This is a genomic window from Streptomyces sp. 5-10 (genome assembly GCF_014712245.1).
Lineage (GTDB): Bacteria > Actinomycetota > Actinomycetes > Streptomycetales > Streptomycetaceae > Streptomyces > Streptomyces violaceusniger.
In genome coordinates this window covers 77,709-92,682 of record NZ_JACVYG010000003.1, presented here as the reverse complement: position 1 = coordinate 92,682, position 14,974 = coordinate 77,709, and the positions used below count along the sequence as shown (strand labels likewise).

The 14,974-nt window shown below is 70.2% G+C and carries 16 protein-coding genes; 9 read left to right on the top strand and 7 right to left on the bottom strand.

Annotated features, from left to right (window positions below):
• Positions 1-8: 8 nt before the first annotated feature.
• From IEJ02_RS04890 to IEJ02_RS04880, 3 genes are read right to left on the bottom strand one after another with little or no spacing between them, the layout of a single operon-like run.
• Positions 9-1,676: an AMP-binding protein gene (locus tag IEJ02_RS04890; RefSeq protein ID WP_191063546.1), complete on the bottom strand. Its 1,668-nt coding sequence runs from the start codon at positions 1,674-1,676 to the stop codon at positions 9-11.
• 40 nt (positions 1,677-1,716) lie between these two features.
• The gene (locus tag IEJ02_RS04885; RefSeq protein WP_191063545.1) at positions 1,717-2,619 is read right to left on the bottom strand and encodes an acyl-CoA thioesterase; all 903 of its coding nucleotides are present in this window, start codon (positions 2,617-2,619) and stop codon (positions 1,717-1,719) included.
• Positions 2,616-3,101 carry a cupin domain-containing protein gene (locus IEJ02_RS04880; protein WP_191063544.1) on the bottom strand — a complete coding sequence of 162 codons (486 nt, stop codon included), beginning with the start codon at positions 3,099-3,101 and terminating at the stop codon, positions 2,616-2,618. The genes IEJ02_RS04885 and IEJ02_RS04880 overlap by 4 nt, the downstream gene beginning before the upstream one ends.
• Positions 3,102-3,225: 124 nt before the next feature.
• Here IEJ02_RS04880 and IEJ02_RS04875 point away from each other — a divergent pair, with 124 nt between their 5' ends.
• Together IEJ02_RS04875 and IEJ02_RS04870 are read left to right on the top strand one after the other, a co-directional pair.
• Positions 3,226-3,645: a RidA family protein gene (locus IEJ02_RS04875; RefSeq protein ID WP_191063543.1), complete on the top strand. Its 420-nt coding sequence runs from the start codon at positions 3,226-3,228 to the stop codon at positions 3,643-3,645.
• A 114-nt stretch (positions 3,646-3,759) separates the two neighbouring features.
• Complete coding sequence (locus tag IEJ02_RS04870) at positions 3,760-4,614, top strand: PaaX family transcriptional regulator (RefSeq protein WP_191063542.1); 855 nt, start codon at positions 3,760-3,762, stop codon at positions 4,612-4,614.
• A gap of 112 nt (positions 4,615-4,726) precedes the next feature.
• Here the strand turns inward: IEJ02_RS04870 and IEJ02_RS04865 are convergent, their stop codons facing one another.
• The 3 genes from IEJ02_RS04865 to IEJ02_RS04855 are packed head-to-tail and all read right to left on the bottom strand — an operon-like array spanning position 4,727 to position 7,175.
• Entirely contained in the window at positions 4,727-5,515 is a 789-nt protein-coding gene (locus IEJ02_RS04865) for an MBL fold metallo-hydrolase (protein ID WP_191063541.1), read from the bottom strand.
• Positions 5,512-6,075 (bottom strand): ester cyclase, encoded by a 564-nt coding sequence (locus IEJ02_RS04860; RefSeq protein ID WP_191063540.1) that lies wholly within the window; start codon positions 6,073-6,075, stop codon positions 5,512-5,514. Before IEJ02_RS04860 ends, IEJ02_RS04865 begins: the two co-directional genes overlap by 4 nt.
• Positions 6,072-7,175: a hypothetical protein gene (locus IEJ02_RS04855; protein WP_191063539.1), complete on the bottom strand. Its 1,104-nt coding sequence runs from the start codon at positions 7,173-7,175 to the stop codon at positions 6,072-6,074. Before IEJ02_RS04855 ends, IEJ02_RS04860 begins: the two co-directional genes overlap by 4 nt.
• Positions 7,176-7,304: 129 nt before the next feature.
• Here IEJ02_RS04855 and IEJ02_RS04850 point away from each other — a divergent pair, with 129 nt between their 5' ends.
• The 3 genes from IEJ02_RS04850 (at position 7,305) to IEJ02_RS49715 (ending at position 9,222) form a co-directional block, all read left to right on the top strand.
• Positions 7,305-8,018, top strand: a complete 714-nt coding sequence (locus IEJ02_RS04850) for a TetR/AcrR family transcriptional regulator C-terminal domain-containing protein (RefSeq protein WP_191063538.1) — start codon at positions 7,305-7,307, stop codon at positions 8,016-8,018.
• Positions 8,019-8,158: 140 nt separating this feature from the next.
• Positions 8,159-8,995: a DUF8017 domain-containing protein gene (locus IEJ02_RS04845; protein WP_223863394.1), complete on the top strand. Its 837-nt coding sequence runs from the start codon at positions 8,159-8,161 to the stop codon at positions 8,993-8,995.
• Positions 8,996-9,066: 71 nt separating this feature from the next.
• Positions 9,067-9,222, top strand: coding sequence for a hypothetical protein (locus tag IEJ02_RS49715; RefSeq protein ID WP_191063537.1), 156 nt, complete (start codon positions 9,067-9,069; stop codon positions 9,220-9,222).
• A gap of 19 nt (positions 9,223-9,241) precedes the next feature.
• On the opposite strand, the gene IEJ02_RS04835 is transcribed toward IEJ02_RS49715, so the two are convergent.
• Positions 9,242-9,580 (bottom strand): GNAT family N-acetyltransferase, encoded by a 339-nt coding sequence (locus IEJ02_RS04835; RefSeq protein ID WP_191063536.1) that lies wholly within the window; start codon positions 9,578-9,580, stop codon positions 9,242-9,244.
• A 116-nt stretch (positions 9,581-9,696) separates the two neighbouring features.
• Between IEJ02_RS04835 and IEJ02_RS04830 the strand changes: the two genes are divergently transcribed.
• From IEJ02_RS04830 to IEJ02_RS04815, 4 genes are all read left to right on the top strand, one after another.
• Positions 9,697-10,200, top strand: coding sequence for a hypothetical protein (locus tag IEJ02_RS04830; protein ID WP_191063535.1), 504 nt, complete (start codon positions 9,697-9,699; stop codon positions 10,198-10,200).
• 95 nt (positions 10,201-10,295) lie between these two features.
• Positions 10,296-11,879: a multicopper oxidase family protein gene (locus tag IEJ02_RS04825; RefSeq protein WP_191063534.1), complete on the top strand. Its 1,584-nt coding sequence runs from the start codon at positions 10,296-10,298 to the stop codon at positions 11,877-11,879.
• Between the two features lie 345 nt (positions 11,880-12,224).
• A complete protein-coding gene (locus IEJ02_RS04820; RefSeq protein ID WP_191063533.1) occupies positions 12,225-12,521 on the top strand; it encodes a heavy-metal-associated domain-containing protein in 297 nt (98 codons plus the stop codon).
• A gap of 103 nt (positions 12,522-12,624) precedes the next feature.
• Complete coding sequence (locus IEJ02_RS04815; protein ID WP_191063532.1) at positions 12,625-14,889, top strand: heavy metal translocating P-type ATPase; 2,265 nt, start codon at positions 12,625-12,627, stop codon at positions 14,887-14,889.
• Positions 14,890-14,974 lie beyond the last annotated feature (85 nt).

The following is a 14,974-nucleotide window of genomic DNA, read 5'->3' as shown; positions in this document are numbered from 1 at the left end:
TGTTCCTCTTAACTCTCGGCGACGGCCTCGGCGGAGGCCTGCTCGTCCTCGATGATCCTGCGGAGCGCGAAGCGCTGGAGTTTGCCGCTGGTGTTGCGCGGCAGGGCGCTGTGGAAGCGCACCTCGCGGGGGTATTTGTAGGGCGCCAGGACCTGTTTGACATGGTCCTGGATCTCCTTCGCCTTCGCCGCGTCGCCGGGTACGCCGTCGCGCAGCACCACGAAGGCGCACACGATCGAGCCGCGCTCGGGGTCGGGGCGGGCCACGACGGCGGATTCGGCGACGTCCGGATGGGTGTCGATGGCGGCCTCGACCTCGGGGCCGCCGATGTTGTACCCGGAGGAGACGATCATGTTGTCGCTGCGGGCGTGGTAGTGGAAGTAGCCGTCCTCGTCCCGGTGGAAGATGTCACCGGTGATGTTCCAGCCGCCCAGGACGTAGTCCCGCTGGCGTTCGTCGTCGAGGTAGCGGCAGCCGACCGGGCCGATGACACCGAGTCTGCCCGGCTCGCCGGGGCCGAGCTCCTCTCCGTCGATGCCCAGGACGGTGGCGCGGTAGCCGGGGACCGGACGGCCGGTGGAGCCGGGGCGGATGTCGTCTCCGGCGGCGGAGATGAAGATGTGCAGCAGCTCGGTGGCGCCGATGCCGTCGATGATCCTGAGGCCGAGGCGTTCGTGCAGCTGCTCCCAGGTGGCGCGGGGTATGTGCTCGCCCGCGGACACGCCGATCCGCAGCCCGGCCAGCCGCCGCTCGGCGCCCTCGCGCAGGATCGCCCGGTAGGCCGTGGGTGCCGTCGCCAGGACGGTGACGCCCTGGCTCCGCACGCTCTCCGCGAGCTGGAGCGGGGTGGCCGCCTCGGTCAGCAGGGCGCAGGCGCCGGCCCGCAGCGGGAAGACCACCAGCATGCCGAGGCCGAAGGTGAAGGCCAGGGGCGCGGTGCAGGCCACCAGATCGTCCGGGACCAGGCCCAGGGTGTGGCGGCCGAAGGTGTTGTCGATGGACAGGATGTCCCGGTGGAAATGCATGGTGATCTTGGGTGCGCCGGTGGATCCGGAGGTGGGGCCGAGCAGCGCCACATCGTCGGCGGCGGTTTCGACGGTGGTGAACTCACCCGATTTCGCGGCCACCCGGGTCACGAGATCCCGGGTGCCGGTGCCGCCGTACTCCACGACGGTCAGTGACGGCAGGACGGAGTCCCGCAGGGCGTACACGTCGTCGGTGAACCGGTGGTCGACGAGGGCGATCGACGGCCGGGTGCGCTCTGCGATCGGGGCGAGCTCGCGGGCGCGCAGGGCGGCCATGGTGGTGACGGCGACACCGCCGGCCTTCAGGGCGCCCAGCCAACAGGCCACGGTCCAGGGGTTGTTGGGCGAGCGCAGCAGGACCCGCTGCCCCGGCACCAGGCCCAGGTCCTCGGCGAGCACCTGGGCGACCTGATTGGCGCGGGTGAGCAGTTCGCCGTAGGTCCACACCTCGCCGGCCGGGGTGCGCAGGGCGGGGCGGTCGGGGCCGAAGAGCGCGGTGGGGGTGTCGATGAGCTCGGTGGCCGCGTTGAGCCGGTCCGGGTAGCGCAGTTCCGGCGTGGTGAACTCGATCGTCGGCCACAGGTGCGCGGGGGGCAGTTGGTCGCGGGTGAAGGTGTCGAGGTGTGCCGAGGGGGAGAGGGGAAGCGTCACGGAAGAGTCCTTCCGGGAGCCCGCCGGGGGGAGCGGCGGATCAGGTGGGGCGGATCAGGCCCTCCTGGACCACGGTGGCCAGGTGGCGGCGATCGCGCGTGAAGAAGCGCCCCGTGCCCAGGCCCCGGCCCGCGTCGGCGGCGACGGCTTCCTGGACGTAGAGCAGCCAGCCGTCCACCGGCCCCGGGCGGTGGAACCACATCGCGTGGTCGAGGCTCGCGGTGACCAGCCCGGGTCTGGCCCAGGGCAGGTCGAGCACCCGCAGCACGGGTTCGAGGATCGTGTAGTCGCACACGTACGCCAGGGCGGCCAGGTCCCGCTGGGCGTCGGTCAGCCCGTCGACCGGGCGGAGGGTGTCGAAGGGCCTGAGCCAGACCGCCTGGTGCGGAAGCCGCTCCCCCTCGACGGTGAGATAGACCGGGCCGGGGACGTGCCGCATGTCGAAGCCGCGGCCGCCGGACCAGTACGCCTTGGACTCCTCGGTCATCGAGCCACCACCGCGCTCGGCGAGGTACTCCGCCGAACTGGGCAGGTCCTCCGGGTCGGGCACGTCCGCACCGAAGTCGGTGTGGAAGGCCGCACCGGCCTCGCCCGCCGCGAATCCGGCCAGGCAGACGTACAGTGTTTTGCCGTTCTGGTAGCCGCGCACCTGCCGGGTGCTGTAGCCGCGGCCGTCGCGCACCACCTCCACCTCGTAGCGCACCTCGGCGCCGATGTCGGCGGGGCGCAGGAAGTAGCTGTGCATCGAGTGCGGCGATTTGCCGTCGGTCACCGACCGCATGGCCGCCGCCGCGGCCTGGGCCACCAGATCGCCGCCGTACGCCTTGGGCCAGGGGCAGGGCTGGGTGGTGGCGGTGAAGGCGAGGTCGAAGTGTTCGGGCTGGGTGGGCTTGAGGGTGACGGCGGCGGTGAAGACGGCCGAGGTGGGGGGTGTGGGGGTCATCGGCGGTCCAGCCAGTCGCGCAGCTCGGTGTCGGCGATATCGGGCAGGTTGACCACGATGTTCTCCGGCGTCCGGGTGGTCATCCAGGTCAGCGGCTTGGTGCGGGAGAGGTTGCACTCCACGTGCGGCATGTACGGCGGCACGAAGACCCAGTCGCCCTCCTCCATGTCGACGTAGTCCTGGAGTTCTTCGCCGAAGTAGATGCGGGCCCGGCCGGACAGGACATAGCCACCGGTCTCGGCCTCGCCGTGGTGGTGGGTCACCGAGCGATAGCCCGGTTCGTTGCTGACCTTGCCGAACCACAGACGGGTGGCGGGGGTGTGCTGGATGCTCACGCCCGAGACACGGACGGCACCGCCCGAGTCGGCGGTGTTCGCGCTCTCGAGGCCACCGCGCGTCACCACGGGGGCGACGATGCCACTGGGCAGCCGGTACATCGAATTGTCGCCCTCGAGGCGGTACTTGCTCAGATCGGGCTCCATGGGGTCGGCTCCGTTCAGTCGGGGACCAGGATCCGATGTCTCGTATTTTTCACGGTCGTCATCTAAAGTCAATACACCTGCCCGGCCCCGGGGCAGGACGGAACACAACCGAGCCGGAGGCCCCATGACCCCCGCCCCCGTGAACCCGCCCGCTCTGCCGAAGCCCAGCGGCTACTCGCACGGAACACTCGCCGGAAACACCCTCCACCTCGGAGGGCAGACCGCCCTGGACGCCGATATGAGGATCGTTCCGGGGGGCATCGTCGAGCAGTTCCGGCAGGCGTTCGGCAATCTGCTCACCACGCTGCGCGAGGTCGGCGGCCGGCCCGAGGACCTGGTGAGCGTGACCCTCTACCTCACCGACATCCCTGACTACCAGGCCCACGGCAAGGAGATCGGCAAGGTCTGGCGCGAGCTCGCCGGGCCCGTCTACCCGGCCATGGCGGGCATCGGCTGCACGGCGCTGTGGCAGCCCGAAGCCATGATCGAGATCCTCGGTGTGGCCGTGATACCCGAGGAACGACTCGTGCCGCCGCGCCCGTGACCCGGGTCGGCGGGCTCGGCGAACTGCGCAACAGGGTGAGGCGGACCCGTCTCACATAGCCTCGGCGGGAGCAGGTGATCATCCACGAGGCGCCAGGCGTTAGGGTGGCGGGACATGACGGCGCAGACGACATCGGCCACCACGGCGACAGGCGAACGGGAATCCCGTCACGCCCCGCTCATCCTCACGCTCTTCGGCCTCTACGCCCGGGGCGAGCACAACTGGCTCTCGGTCGCCTCGCTGATCGGCCTGATGGCGGACCTCGGCGTGGAGAGCCGGGCCGTGCGGTCCTCGGTCTCCCGGATGAAACGCCGCGAGGTGCTGCGCGGCGAGCGCCGCGAGGGCGTCGCCGGGTACTCGCTCGCCGACTCCACCCTGCAGACGCTCGCCGAGGGGGACGTACGCATCTTCCACCGGGCCAGGGCGTCCCGCGAGGACGGCTGGGTGCTCGTGGTGTTCTCCGTGCCCGAGTCCGAGCGCGAGAAGCGGCACGAACTGCGCACCGCCCTGACCCGGCTCGGCCTCGGCACCGTCGCCTCGGGCGTCTGGGTGGCCCCCGGACACCTGGCGGACGAGGTGCGGCGGACCCTGGAGCGCCGGGGTCTGTCCGGCTATGTCGACCTCTTCACCGGTGACCACTTCGCCTCCCGGGATCTGGGTGCGAAGGTCCGGTCGTGGTGGGACCTGGGCGAACTCACCGCCATGTACGCGCACTTCCTGGACCGGTACCGCCCCGTCCTGGAGGCGGTGACACGGCGCGAGCCACAGCCGCTGGAGGCGTTCCGGATCTACCTGCCGATGCTGACCGAGTGGCGGCGCATGCCCTACCGCGACCCGGGACTGCCCCTGGAACTGCTGCCGCCGGAGTGGAACGGCGTGGCCGCGGGCGCACTGTTCGACCAGCTCAACACCGCGCTGAGCACCCCCGCGGCGGCCCACGCCGCAGCGGTGCTCCACGGGCCGCGCTGACTCAAATTGCCAGCCAGCTGCTGACATGTTCATGCCGCTCTCGGGTGATCAGGGAAGAGCGTCGCAGTGCTCCCGGACCAGGGCGATCAACCCCCGACGCCGGTGGCTTCCCTCACCCGGCCCGCATCCTTTCGTACAGGGCCGGATCGTGGGCGCAGATGATCGTCAGGTCGGGTTCCGCGCGCCGGTGCAGCTCGCGGAGGCGGGCGTGGTTGGCGCGGACCTGTTTCAGGTCGTACGCGACGGCCGCTTCCATGACGCGGAGGGCCGCGGGCACGGGGGCGCGGCCGTCGAGGGTGCCGGGGTGGTAGAAGGCGTCACCGGCGTGCAGGATCCAGCGGGTGCCGGTGTCGACCGCGACGCAGGCGTGGCCGCGGGTGTGGCCGGGGAGGGAGACCAGGACGATGCCGGGCGCGACGGAGTCGAGCTCCTTGGCGGCGGCGAACCCGCGCCACGGCTCGCCGTCCGGGCTGTGTTCGACGACGCTCGGGCCGTGGGCCCACTGGGCGGGGCGGAAGCGGAGGCGTTCGCGCCACGAGGGGGCGTGGATCGCGCCGCGTGCCTCGGCCGCGGTGACGTGGACGGTGGCGTGCGGAAAGTCGGCGAGGCCGCCGATGTGGTCGGCGTCGAAGTGGGTGAGGACGATGTGACGGACGTCGTCGCGGTGGAAGCCGAGCCGTTCCACCTGGTGGGCGGCGGTTTCCTCGGGGTCGAGGGCCGGTTTGATGTAGTGGCGGGTCGGGCCCACGCGGCGGCCACGGTTGGTGATGTCCATGAGGCCGAAGCCGGAGTCGACGAGCACGAGCCCCTGTGCGTCCGTCTCGAGGAGGAGGACATGGCAGACCAGCCGCGGTCCGCCGCGCAGGTGCATGGTGCCGCAGTTGAGGTGGTGGACCTTCACGACAGGTCCGCCTTCGGCGTGTTGACGAGGGCGGGGTGCGGGGTGCCGCCGGCTTCCTTGAGGAGTCCGCGCAGACAGCGGACGGCCAGGAGCCAGTTGCGCGGGTTGCGCAGGTTCAGGCCGCCGAGCAGCTGTTTCAGCAGCGTGAGGCTGTCGAAGTAGATGCGCTCGCAGACGAGGTTCTCAGCCCCGTTTCCGTCGTCGTCGAAGATGAAGTACGCGGTCATGCGGACACGGAAGCGGTTTCCGGTGGGCGGGATCGCGCCCAGCGGGCCGAGGTGGGTGCCCAGCAGCCAGAATTCGACGATCACGGCGTCGCCGGAGTGGCGCAGGGCGATGATCTCGTGGTCCTGGTCGGGGAAGGCGCGGCGGCTGTCGCGGTAGTAGCCGCGCACGGCCGCATCGCCGTCGTGGACCGTCATGGTGGGGATCAGTTCGTAGCGCGGATGCGGGAAGGTGGCCAGAACGTCGTCCCACTCCTGGCGGACCTCGTCGTGGAAGTGGTCCAGGACCAGCTTCTGGCGGTACGCGAGGATCTCGTCGCTGATCACGGTGGTCATGGGTGGGTCACTGCCTTGTGGGTGAAGGTGGGCCTGGTGCCGGGGTTGGTCCAGGCGGCGGTCAGCTCGCTGGAGGGGAAGAACTGCAGGAAGCGGGGGTCGGCCTGGGCGCGGTCGACGAGCGTCTTCTCGATGATGAGCGAGTTGTACTGCTCGGCGGTCGTCTCGATGGTGTTGGCGTTCAGAACGACCTCCTGCTGCCAGCCGCGAGCCCAGCGGGCGATGCCGGGCATGCGGGAGTGCTCGGGGGTCAGGCACTCGGCGGCGATGGCGTTCTCGCTGGACGCCCAGATGCCGCTGGAGGTGTTCAGCAGGAGGGTCTGGTTGCCCAGCACGTGGCCGGGGGTGGCGACGACCGCGACACCGGGGCCGAGGAGCAGCGAGCCGTCGACGGCGGACAAGGCGTCGGGCCGCACATCCCGATAGGCGTCGGGCTGGTACCAGGGCCGCTGCAGCGGGTGGAGCTCGGACATGGCCAGCAGCTCATGCCGCTGCACGATCACCTTGGCGTTGGGGAACACCGGCTCGACCGGGCCGTCGCCGAAGTCCGGCTGGGGTGCGCTGGTGCCGATCCACCGGCGCAGGTCCTGGGTGTGCAGATGGTCGAAGAGGAGATAGTCGACGTCCTCGGGCGCGATGCCGAGCCGGGCCAGGTGCCCGAGGACGGTCCCGTGTTCGGTGACCATCAGGGATCGCAGCGGGCCGGGTGTGCGGCGGGCCAGTGCGGCGAAGTACGGGGTGTTGCGGCCGAGTTGGACATCGCTCGGCTCGAACAGGAGCACCCGCCGCCGCCCGTCGCTCTCGGTCCAGCGGATGACGAGCATGCGGTTGGTGATGGCGAGGAAGGGGGCGATGGCCCGGGAGGCGCGGAAGAGGACGAATCTCGTCGGATAGGGCAGGGTCACCAGGTCGCAGGTGGTGACGCTGTCCGGGGTACCGGTCGCCGCGAACTCGGTACGCAGCGCCTTCGCCCGCGTACGGGCCCACTCGAGCTGTGCGCCGTAGCCGCCGGGTATGTCCGCGAGGCCGCCGAGGGTGGTGATCGGGGTGCCGAGCGTGGGCATGTCGAGGACGTCGGTGTCCTGCCAGGCGAGTTTCATCGGTCGAGTCCTTCTTCCCTGGTCGGCTCGTGAACCCAGTGCCATCGCCCACCGTGACACTTGCACTGCAAGTCTTGTGGGCCGGAACGCTAGACTTGCGGCGTGAGTGATGTCAAGGGAAGGTGACGCATGACGGCGCGAGGGACCGGCCGTGGCAGGCGAGTCGGCCTGACCCGCGAGAAGGTGATCGCGGCGGCGGTGACGATGATCGACCGCGATGGCCCCGACGCCTTCTCCCTGCGCAAACTGGCCACGGAACTCGACATCGAGAACATGTCGCTCTACAACCACGTACCGAACAAGGAGGCCCTTCTCGACGGCGTCGCCGAAGCGCTGCTGGCCGGCATCGCCTTTCCCGAGGGGGAGGGCGGACCATGGCAGAAGCGGATCCGGGCGCACGCCGCCGCCTTCCGCGCCGCCGCCAAGCAGCACCCGAAGGCGTTCCCCCTGGTGCTGACCCGGCCCACGCAGTCGCCCGCCGCCCTGGAGGCCATGCGCTCCACGCTGTCCTGCCTCGACGAACTCCGCCTCGCCCCCGAGGAGATGGTCCACGTCCTGCGCGGCTACACCGCCTTCATGGTCGGCTCGATCATGCGCGAACTGGGTTACGCCATCTATCTGGGCGCCATGGACAGCGACCAGGTCCAGCAGCGCACCGAAGCCATCGCGGCCTCCGGCGACCCGATTCTGACCGCGACCGCGCCCTATCTGGCCGACAGCGATCACGACGCGGAGTTCAGTTACGGCCTGGAGCTGATGATCGCCGGCCTGGCCGCCAAGGTCGGCGTTCCCTACGACGCCCCGCCCCTCACTGCCCCGACAGAAGAATCGCGAGATCGGTGAGGGTCACGGCGAGCGGTCCACAGGTACGGCCACAGCGCCGCGTATCAGCTTGATGTGATGTGTCACGAGTGGGTATCCGTCTCGCGGTGGAGCGCCCACCTGGGGATGTGTGGCGACGCGGCTCGCTTAGAGTGCCGATCATGTCTCAGTCAAAGATCTTCAAGAACCTTGTTCAGCACCCACACCCCACCCGGACGCCGTCCCGGCGAACGAAGAAGACCCTGATCGCGGCCGTCGGCATCGGCATGGCCGTCGCGTTGAGCGGATGCAACGAGGACACCGGCAGTGCCACGGACAAGGACACCGGCGCCGCGGAGTCGAAGGCGCCTTCCGCGGGGTCGTCCCAGTCCTCCGCCCCGGCGAACCCCTCGGGCGATCAGCCGTTGTTCGCGGGGTGGCAGACGCAGACCTCGCAGAAGCACCACTTCCGTTACGACGTGCCGGGCAAGGCCGAGAAGTGGAAGGTCCTCGACGAGGAGACGGCCCTCTCCTACACGGACGAGAACGGCCAGCCGATCGTCGTCATGACCGCGGCCGGCAACTACCGTGAGGGCGGCTGCGCGTCGAGTCCCAATCCCAAGGCGTTCGGTGAGGCGGGCAAGGGGCAGCTCGCCACCGTCGGCACCACGGGCGGCGGCAAGGACGGCACGCTCCAGGAGAACGCCCGCAACTGGGCGGGCAACTGGGGCTTCGCCGCGTACGGCGGTGCGGACCACAAGCCCAAGATCAAGGTCAGCGAGGCCAAGCCGTGGAAGCAGGGGGGTATTGACGGCTACACCGCGACCGCTCAGGTCACCGTCACCAACCGCCCGAGCCCATGCGTTCCGCCGAAGGCCGTCGCGCACAGCATCGCGCAGAAGCTCCCCGACGGGACCATGCACGGCTGGGTGATCTACGCGGACCAAGGAGTTCCGAAGGCGCTGACGGACGCCCAGATCAAGAAGATCATGAGCACCGTCCGGTCCACCGGCAGCTGACAAACGGCCGGCTGCCGGGCAGGGCGAGCCGCCAGGCCACGGGAGCCGTACGGGGGTCGCCGGGTGTTCGGGTGCCGGACCCGGAAACGGGTCCGGCCGCGCCCCAGGGGGTTCAGGCGGCGGACGACCACATCACACCGGCGGAGCCGTCGGAGCCGGCGGAGCCGCGGACGTCGGCGCGGGTCTCCGAGCGCATGGTGGAGAAGCTGGACGAGGACCCCTCCTGATCACGGCCATCCTCGGCGGTCAGTCCCGCTCCGCTTCCAGCCACCGCAGGATATCGGGGGTCACGGGGTCGGCGATGTCGGCGAACTCGTCATGCCTCTCGAGGAACTTGGCCACGTAGGAGCAGACGGGCACGACCCGCTTGCCGGAGTCGCGTGCGTCGGCGAGCGCCCGCTGGACCAACAGCGCGGCCAGGCCCTGCCCGGCGAACGCGTCGCCGACCTCCGTGTGATGGAAGACGCGTTGCTCACCGCGGTCGCGGTACGCGGCCAGGCCGGCGCGCTCGCCGTCGACCAGGATCTCGTACCGATGCCGGGCATCCACCCGCTCGACGATCGGACCGGTAGAAGGCTGGCTCATGGGGTGCCTTTCGGACGGGGGTCGCGCGGATCCCGAAGGGGGTGTGCGGTCACCTACCCCCCAAGGGTATATTGGCGATCCGCTGGCAGGGAGCGTAGGTGGCGTAGGTGGGAGCGATGACGGTGCGGAAGGTCCGGTTGGCCGGCACCCACGGTGGTGCGGCCCGCTGGGCCCGTGGCGCCGCCGTCTCTCTGTTCATGGTGATCGCCGTCCTGGTCCACCACCAGACGAGCACGGCGATGTCCTCCACGTCGCCGGATGCTTCGCGCGCGATGGCCGCCATGGCCATGCCCATGGACCCGATCGAACACGATGCCCACCAGGGCGCCGCCGCGTCAGCCACCATCGACGATCCGACGGCGGGCTCGCCGGCTCCGCAGCCAGTGCCCCAGGCCGATCCGGTCGCGTACGGCGATGGAAAGATGGCCTGCGGCGGTGTGGGCGTGGAGCACTGTTCCGCCTCCAGTGTCGACTCCGTGAAGCTCGCGGCGCCGCCCGCGATGGCGTACGCCGAACGCGACGCTGCCCCGCACGCGGCCGTTTCCGGGCGTGCTGCTTCCGGCACGGCGGAGCGCGCCCCGCCCGACCTGCTCTCCGTCCTTTCTCGTTTGCGCATTTAGGCCGCGCCCCATGGCATCCCCGCCCCCGGCGACGGGGCGAGGAGCCATGTCCGCATGTGACCTGAATGGCATATCGAGACAAGGACACCACCTCTGTGAACAGCATCAATCGTCGATCCGTCCTGCTGGCCGGACTGGGGGCGGCCGGCGTCGGCGCGCTCGCCGCCTGCAACAGCGCCTCCGGCTCCGGCGGCGCCCCCGGTCTGGTCAGTCCCTCCGGCTCCGCGGTCACTCGCGTGGAGAAGAAGCGCTCGTCCACCGGCAAGGTGGTGAAGCGAAGCCTGACCGCCACCCCTGCCAGGCTCGACCTGGGCGGCGGCATCATGGCCAGGACCTGGGCCTTCGACGGACGGGCCCCGGGTAAGGAGATCCGCCTCACGGCCGGGGACACCTTGGCCGCCGAGCTGACCAACCAGCTGCCGGGCAGGACCACCACATCCATCCACTGGCACGGCCTCGCCCTGCGCAACGACATGGACGGCGTGCCCCCGGCCACGCAGCGGGCGGTCCGCGCCGGAGCGGCCTTCACCTACCGCTTCATCGCCGACGCACCCGGCACGTACTTCTTCCACCCCCACGTCGGTGTCCAGCTCGACCGCGGCCTGCACGCCCCGCTGATCGTCGAGGACCCGAAGGAACCGTTGTCCTACGACGATGAGTGGGTCGTCGTCCTCGACGACTGGCTCGATGGCGTCACCGGCACCCCGGATGAGGCATTCGCGGAGCTCAAGCAGGGCATGGGCGGAATGGACCACGGCGGCATGAGCGGTATGAGCGGTATGGGCGGCAGCAGCCCCAGCCCCGAGAGCTCGGGCGGCCACGATATGGGCGGCATGGACACGAGCTTCATGCTCATGGGCGCCGACAGCGAGCTCCTGGGCGGCGACGCGGGGGATGTGAAGTACCCGTACCACCTGGTCAACGGCAGGGTCCCGCGGGACCCTGCCGTCTACACCGGTAAACCGGGCAAGCGGGTGCGGCTGCGGATCATCAACGCGGGCTCGGACACCGCGTACCGGGTGGCGCTGGGCGGCCACCAGCTGACCATCACCCACACCGATGGCTACCCCGTCGAGCACCGCCGGACCGACGCGCTGCTGATCGGTATGGGGGAGCGTTACGACGTCCTGGTCACCCTCGATGACGGCGTCTTCCCCCTGGTCGCGCTGGCCGAGGGGAAGAAGGCGAGCGGCATGGCGTTGATCCGTACCGGCCCGGGCGGCAAGCCGTCCCCGTCCGTCCGCCCCAAGGAGCTGGACGGCATGATCATGAGCGCGTCCCAGCTGCGTGCCGCCGATGAGGTGCGGCTCTCGGCGAAGCGGGTGGACCGGGTCCACCGCATCGAGCTGACCGGCGGTATGGACAAGTACGACTGGGCCATCAACGGCAGGAAGTTCGACATGAACGACCCGGACGCGAGTCCGCTGCGTGTCGAGGAGGGCCAGCGGGTGCGGCTGGACTTCGTCAACACCACCGACATGTGGCATCCGATGCATCTCCATGGCCACACCTACCAGCTCGGCAGCGCGGGGCCGCGCAAGGACACCACCATCGTGCTGCCGAAGAAGAAGGTGTCCGTCGTCTTCGACGCGGACAACCCCGGCCAGTGGATGCTGCACTGCCACAACGCCTACCACGGCGAGGCGGGGATGATGGCCCTGGTGGCCTACGCGTCCTGACCGCGCGCGCCTGACCCCGGGGGCGGTTCCGCGAAAGGGCGGGTCCGTCCCCGGGGTCCGTGCGGGAGCAGGGCTCGCGCATCTGACACCGGATGTGTCGGGACACCGGGTGTGTCGGGGTACCGGGTGTGTCGGGACGCCGGGTGTGTCGGGTGAAGGGCGGTGGCGCTGAAGCGCCGGTCCGCTGCTTCCTTCGCGGAAAGCCTCGGCCGAGCGGATTTCGTGTGGCCGGTGCCATGGACACGGGAATACCCCCTAGGGGTATGGTGTTGTCGGTGTCGGGAGGCAGGCAAACACCGCCTTCCGGCAGATGACCGCATGCGACGACACCCCGAGGGAGAAGCCATGACTTCACAGTCCACCTCCGGCTCCTGCTGCAGTTCCGATGGTTCCTGCGGCTCGGCGACCGCGGCCGATGGCCAGGGCGTCGGCGTCACCACCGTGTACAAGGTCTCCGGGATGACCTGCGGCCACTGTGAGGGCGCGGTGTCCAAGGAGATATCCGCGCTGGACGGTGTCACGGCGGTCAAGGCCGTCGCCGCCTCCGGTGAGGTGACCGTCACCTCGGGCGCCCCGCTCGAGGAGGAGGCCGTCCGGGCCGCTGTCGACGAGGCCGGCTACGAGCTCGTCGGCACGGCCTGATCCCCGGGCCACTCCTTCCAGGAACGCGTATTCCTTCCCGCCGGGACGTACCGCTCCGCTGATACGGACGCCGTGCGTCCCGGCCCTCCCCAGGAGAATCTCCATGCTCAGTACGGCTCCCGAAAAGACGTTGACGCCCGCCGCCGAGGTCGAGCTGTCCATCGGCGGTATGACCTGTGCCTCGTGCGCGGCCCGTATCGAGAAGAAGCTCAACCGCATGGATGGTGTGACGGCGACCGTCAACTTCGCCACGGAGAAGGCGAAGGTCTCGTACGCGGACGGGGTCGCGGTCGCCGACCTCATCGCCACCGTGGAGAAGACCGGCTACACCGCCGAGGAGCCGCTGCCTCCCGCGCCTCCGAGCGGCGAGGAAGTGGCATCCGGGCCCGCCGCGGCCGAGGGTGAGTCCGCGTCGCTGCGACAGCGCCTGCTGGTGTCGTTGGCGCTTTCCGTGCCCGTCGTCCTGATGGCGATGATCCCGGCCCTGCAGTTCGACAACTGGCAGTGGCTGTCGTTGACGTTGGCGGCTCCGGTCGTGGTCTGGGGCGCGTTCCCCTTCCACAAGGCCGCCTGGACCAACGCCCGTCACGGTGCCGCGACCATGGACACGCTGGTGTCGATCGGAACGCTCGCCGCACTGGGCTGGTCGGTATGGGCGTTGTTCTTCGGGCATGCCGGGATGCCGGGCATGCGCCATGGATTCGAGTTCACCATCTCCCGCTCCGACGGCTCCTCCTCCATCTATCTGGAGGCGGCGGCCGGTGTGACCACGTTCATCCTCGCCGGGCGCTATCTGGAGGCGAAGTCCAAGCGCAAGGCGGGCGCGGCGCTGAAGGCCCTGCTGGAGCTGGGCGCCAGGGACGTCTCGGTGTTGCGGGACAGCAAGGAAGTACGCATCCCGGTGGGGCAGTTGGCGGTCGGTGACCGCTTCGTCGTACGGCCCGGTGAGAAGGTCGCCACCGATGGCACTGTCGTCGAGGGCCACTCGGCCGTGGACGCCTCCATGCTGACCGGTGAGTCCGTGCCGGTGGATGTGGCGGTCGGCTCGGCCGTCACCGGTGCCACGGTGAATGCCGGTGGGCGGCTGGTCGTCGAGGCCACCCGGATCGGCGCCGACACCCAGCTCGCCCGGATGGCCAAGCTCGTCGAGGACGCCCAGAACGGCAAGGCCGAGGTACAGCGCCTCGCCGACCGGATTTCCGGCGTGTTCGTCCCCGTCGTCCTCCTCATCGCCCTGGGCACCCTGCTGACCTGGCTGTTCGTCACCGGCGACGCCACGGCCGCCTTCACCGCGGCCGTCGCGGTGCTCATCATCGCCTGCCCCTGCGCGCTGGGGCTCGCGACACCGACCGCCCTCATGGTCGGCACCGGGCGTGGCGCCCAGCTCGGCATCCTGATCAAGGGACCGGAGGTTTTGGAGTCCACCCGCCGCGTGGACACCGTCGTCCTGGACAAGACCGGGACCGTGACCACGGGCCGGATGCGGCTTCAGGACGTCTTCCGCGCGCCCGGGGTGGACGAGGAGGAGGTGCTGCGGCTGGCGGGTTCGCTGGAGCATGCCTCCGAGCACCCGATCGCCCAGGCGATCGCCGCCGGGGCCATCGCGCGGGCCGGGAGCCTCCCGGTGCCGGAGAACTTCGAGAACGTCGCCGGTCTGGGAGTCCAGGGCGTCGTCGACGGGCACGCGGTGCTCGTCGGGCGCGAGCAGCTGCTGCGGGAGTGGGCGATCGAACTGCCCCGGGAGCTGGCCGAGGCCAAGGCCGCCGCGGAGGCCGAGGGACGTACGGCGGTCGCCGTCGCCTGGGACGGCGAGGCGCGGGGGGTGCTCACCGTCGCCGACGCGGTCAAGGAGACCAGCGCCGAGGCGGTGGCCGAGCTGCGGAGACTGGGCCTGAGGCCGGTGCTGCTGACCGGTGACAACCAGGCCGTCGCCGAATCGGTCGCCCGGGCCGTCGGCATCGACGAGGTGATCGCCGAGGTCCTGCCGCAGGACAAGGTGGATGTGGTCAAGCGCCTGCGGGGCGAAGGCCGTACGGTCGCGATGGTGGGCGACGGTGTCAACGACGCGGCCGCCCTCGCCACCGCGGACCTGGGCCTGGCCATGGGAACGGGCACGGACGCGGCGATCGAAGCGGGCGACCTCACCCTCGTACGCGGGGACCTCCGGGTGGCCGCGGACGCGATCCGGCTCTCCCGGAAGACCCTGGGCACCATCAAGGGCAATCTCTTCTGGGCCTTCGGCTACAACGTCGCCGCCCTGCCCCTGGCCGCCGCCGGCATGCTCAACCCGATGATCGCGGGCGCCGCGATGGCGTTCTCCTCGGTCTTCGTGGTGACCAACAGCCTGCGACTGCGCTCCTTCACATGAGGCGCGGACACCACAAAGAAGTGGCGCGCACACAGCGCCGTCCATAAGGGGTGCCCGGTCGGTGGACCGGGCATCTCGCCGTCCA

What these genes read in the sequence shown, in the direction of transcription:
- IEJ02_RS04885 (WP_191063545.1), bottom strand. Translation starts at nt 2,619, where the DNA reads ATGACCCCCACACCCCCCACCTCGGCCGTCTTCACCGCCGCCGTCACC.
- IEJ02_RS04880 (WP_191063544.1), bottom strand. Translation starts at nt 3,101, where the DNA reads ATGGAGCCCGATCTGAGCAAGTACCGCCTCGAGGGCGACAATTCGATG.
- IEJ02_RS04875 (WP_191063543.1), top strand. Translation starts at nt 3,226, where the DNA reads ATGACCCCCGCCCCCGTGAACCCGCCCGCTCTGCCGAAGCCCAGCGGC.
- IEJ02_RS04870 (WP_191063542.1), top strand. Translation starts at nt 3,760, where the DNA reads ATGACGGCGCAGACGACATCGGCCACCACGGCGACAGGCGAACGGGAA.
- IEJ02_RS04860 (WP_191063540.1), bottom strand. Translation starts at nt 6,075, where the DNA reads ATGACCACCGTGATCAGCGACGAGATCCTCGCGTACCGCCAGAAGCTG.
- IEJ02_RS04855 (WP_191063539.1), bottom strand. Translation starts at nt 7,175, where the DNA reads ATGAAACTCGCCTGGCAGGACACCGACGTCCTCGACATGCCCACGCTC.
- IEJ02_RS04850 (WP_191063538.1), top strand. Translation starts at nt 7,305, where the DNA reads ATGACGGCGCGAGGGACCGGCCGTGGCAGGCGAGTCGGCCTGACCCGC.
- IEJ02_RS04845 (WP_223863394.1), top strand. Translation starts at nt 8,159, where the DNA reads ATGTCTCAGTCAAAGATCTTCAAGAACCTTGTTCAGCACCCACACCCC.
- IEJ02_RS04835 (WP_191063536.1), bottom strand. Translation starts at nt 9,580, where the DNA reads ATGAGCCAGCCTTCTACCGGTCCGATCGTCGAGCGGGTGGATGCCCGG.
- IEJ02_RS04830 (WP_191063535.1), top strand. Translation starts at nt 9,697, where the DNA reads ATGACGGTGCGGAAGGTCCGGTTGGCCGGCACCCACGGTGGTGCGGCC.
- IEJ02_RS04820 (WP_191063533.1), top strand. Translation starts at nt 12,225, where the DNA reads ATGACTTCACAGTCCACCTCCGGCTCCTGCTGCAGTTCCGATGGTTCC.
- IEJ02_RS04815 (WP_191063532.1), top strand. Translation starts at nt 12,625, where the DNA reads ATGCTCAGTACGGCTCCCGAAAAGACGTTGACGCCCGCCGCCGAGGTC.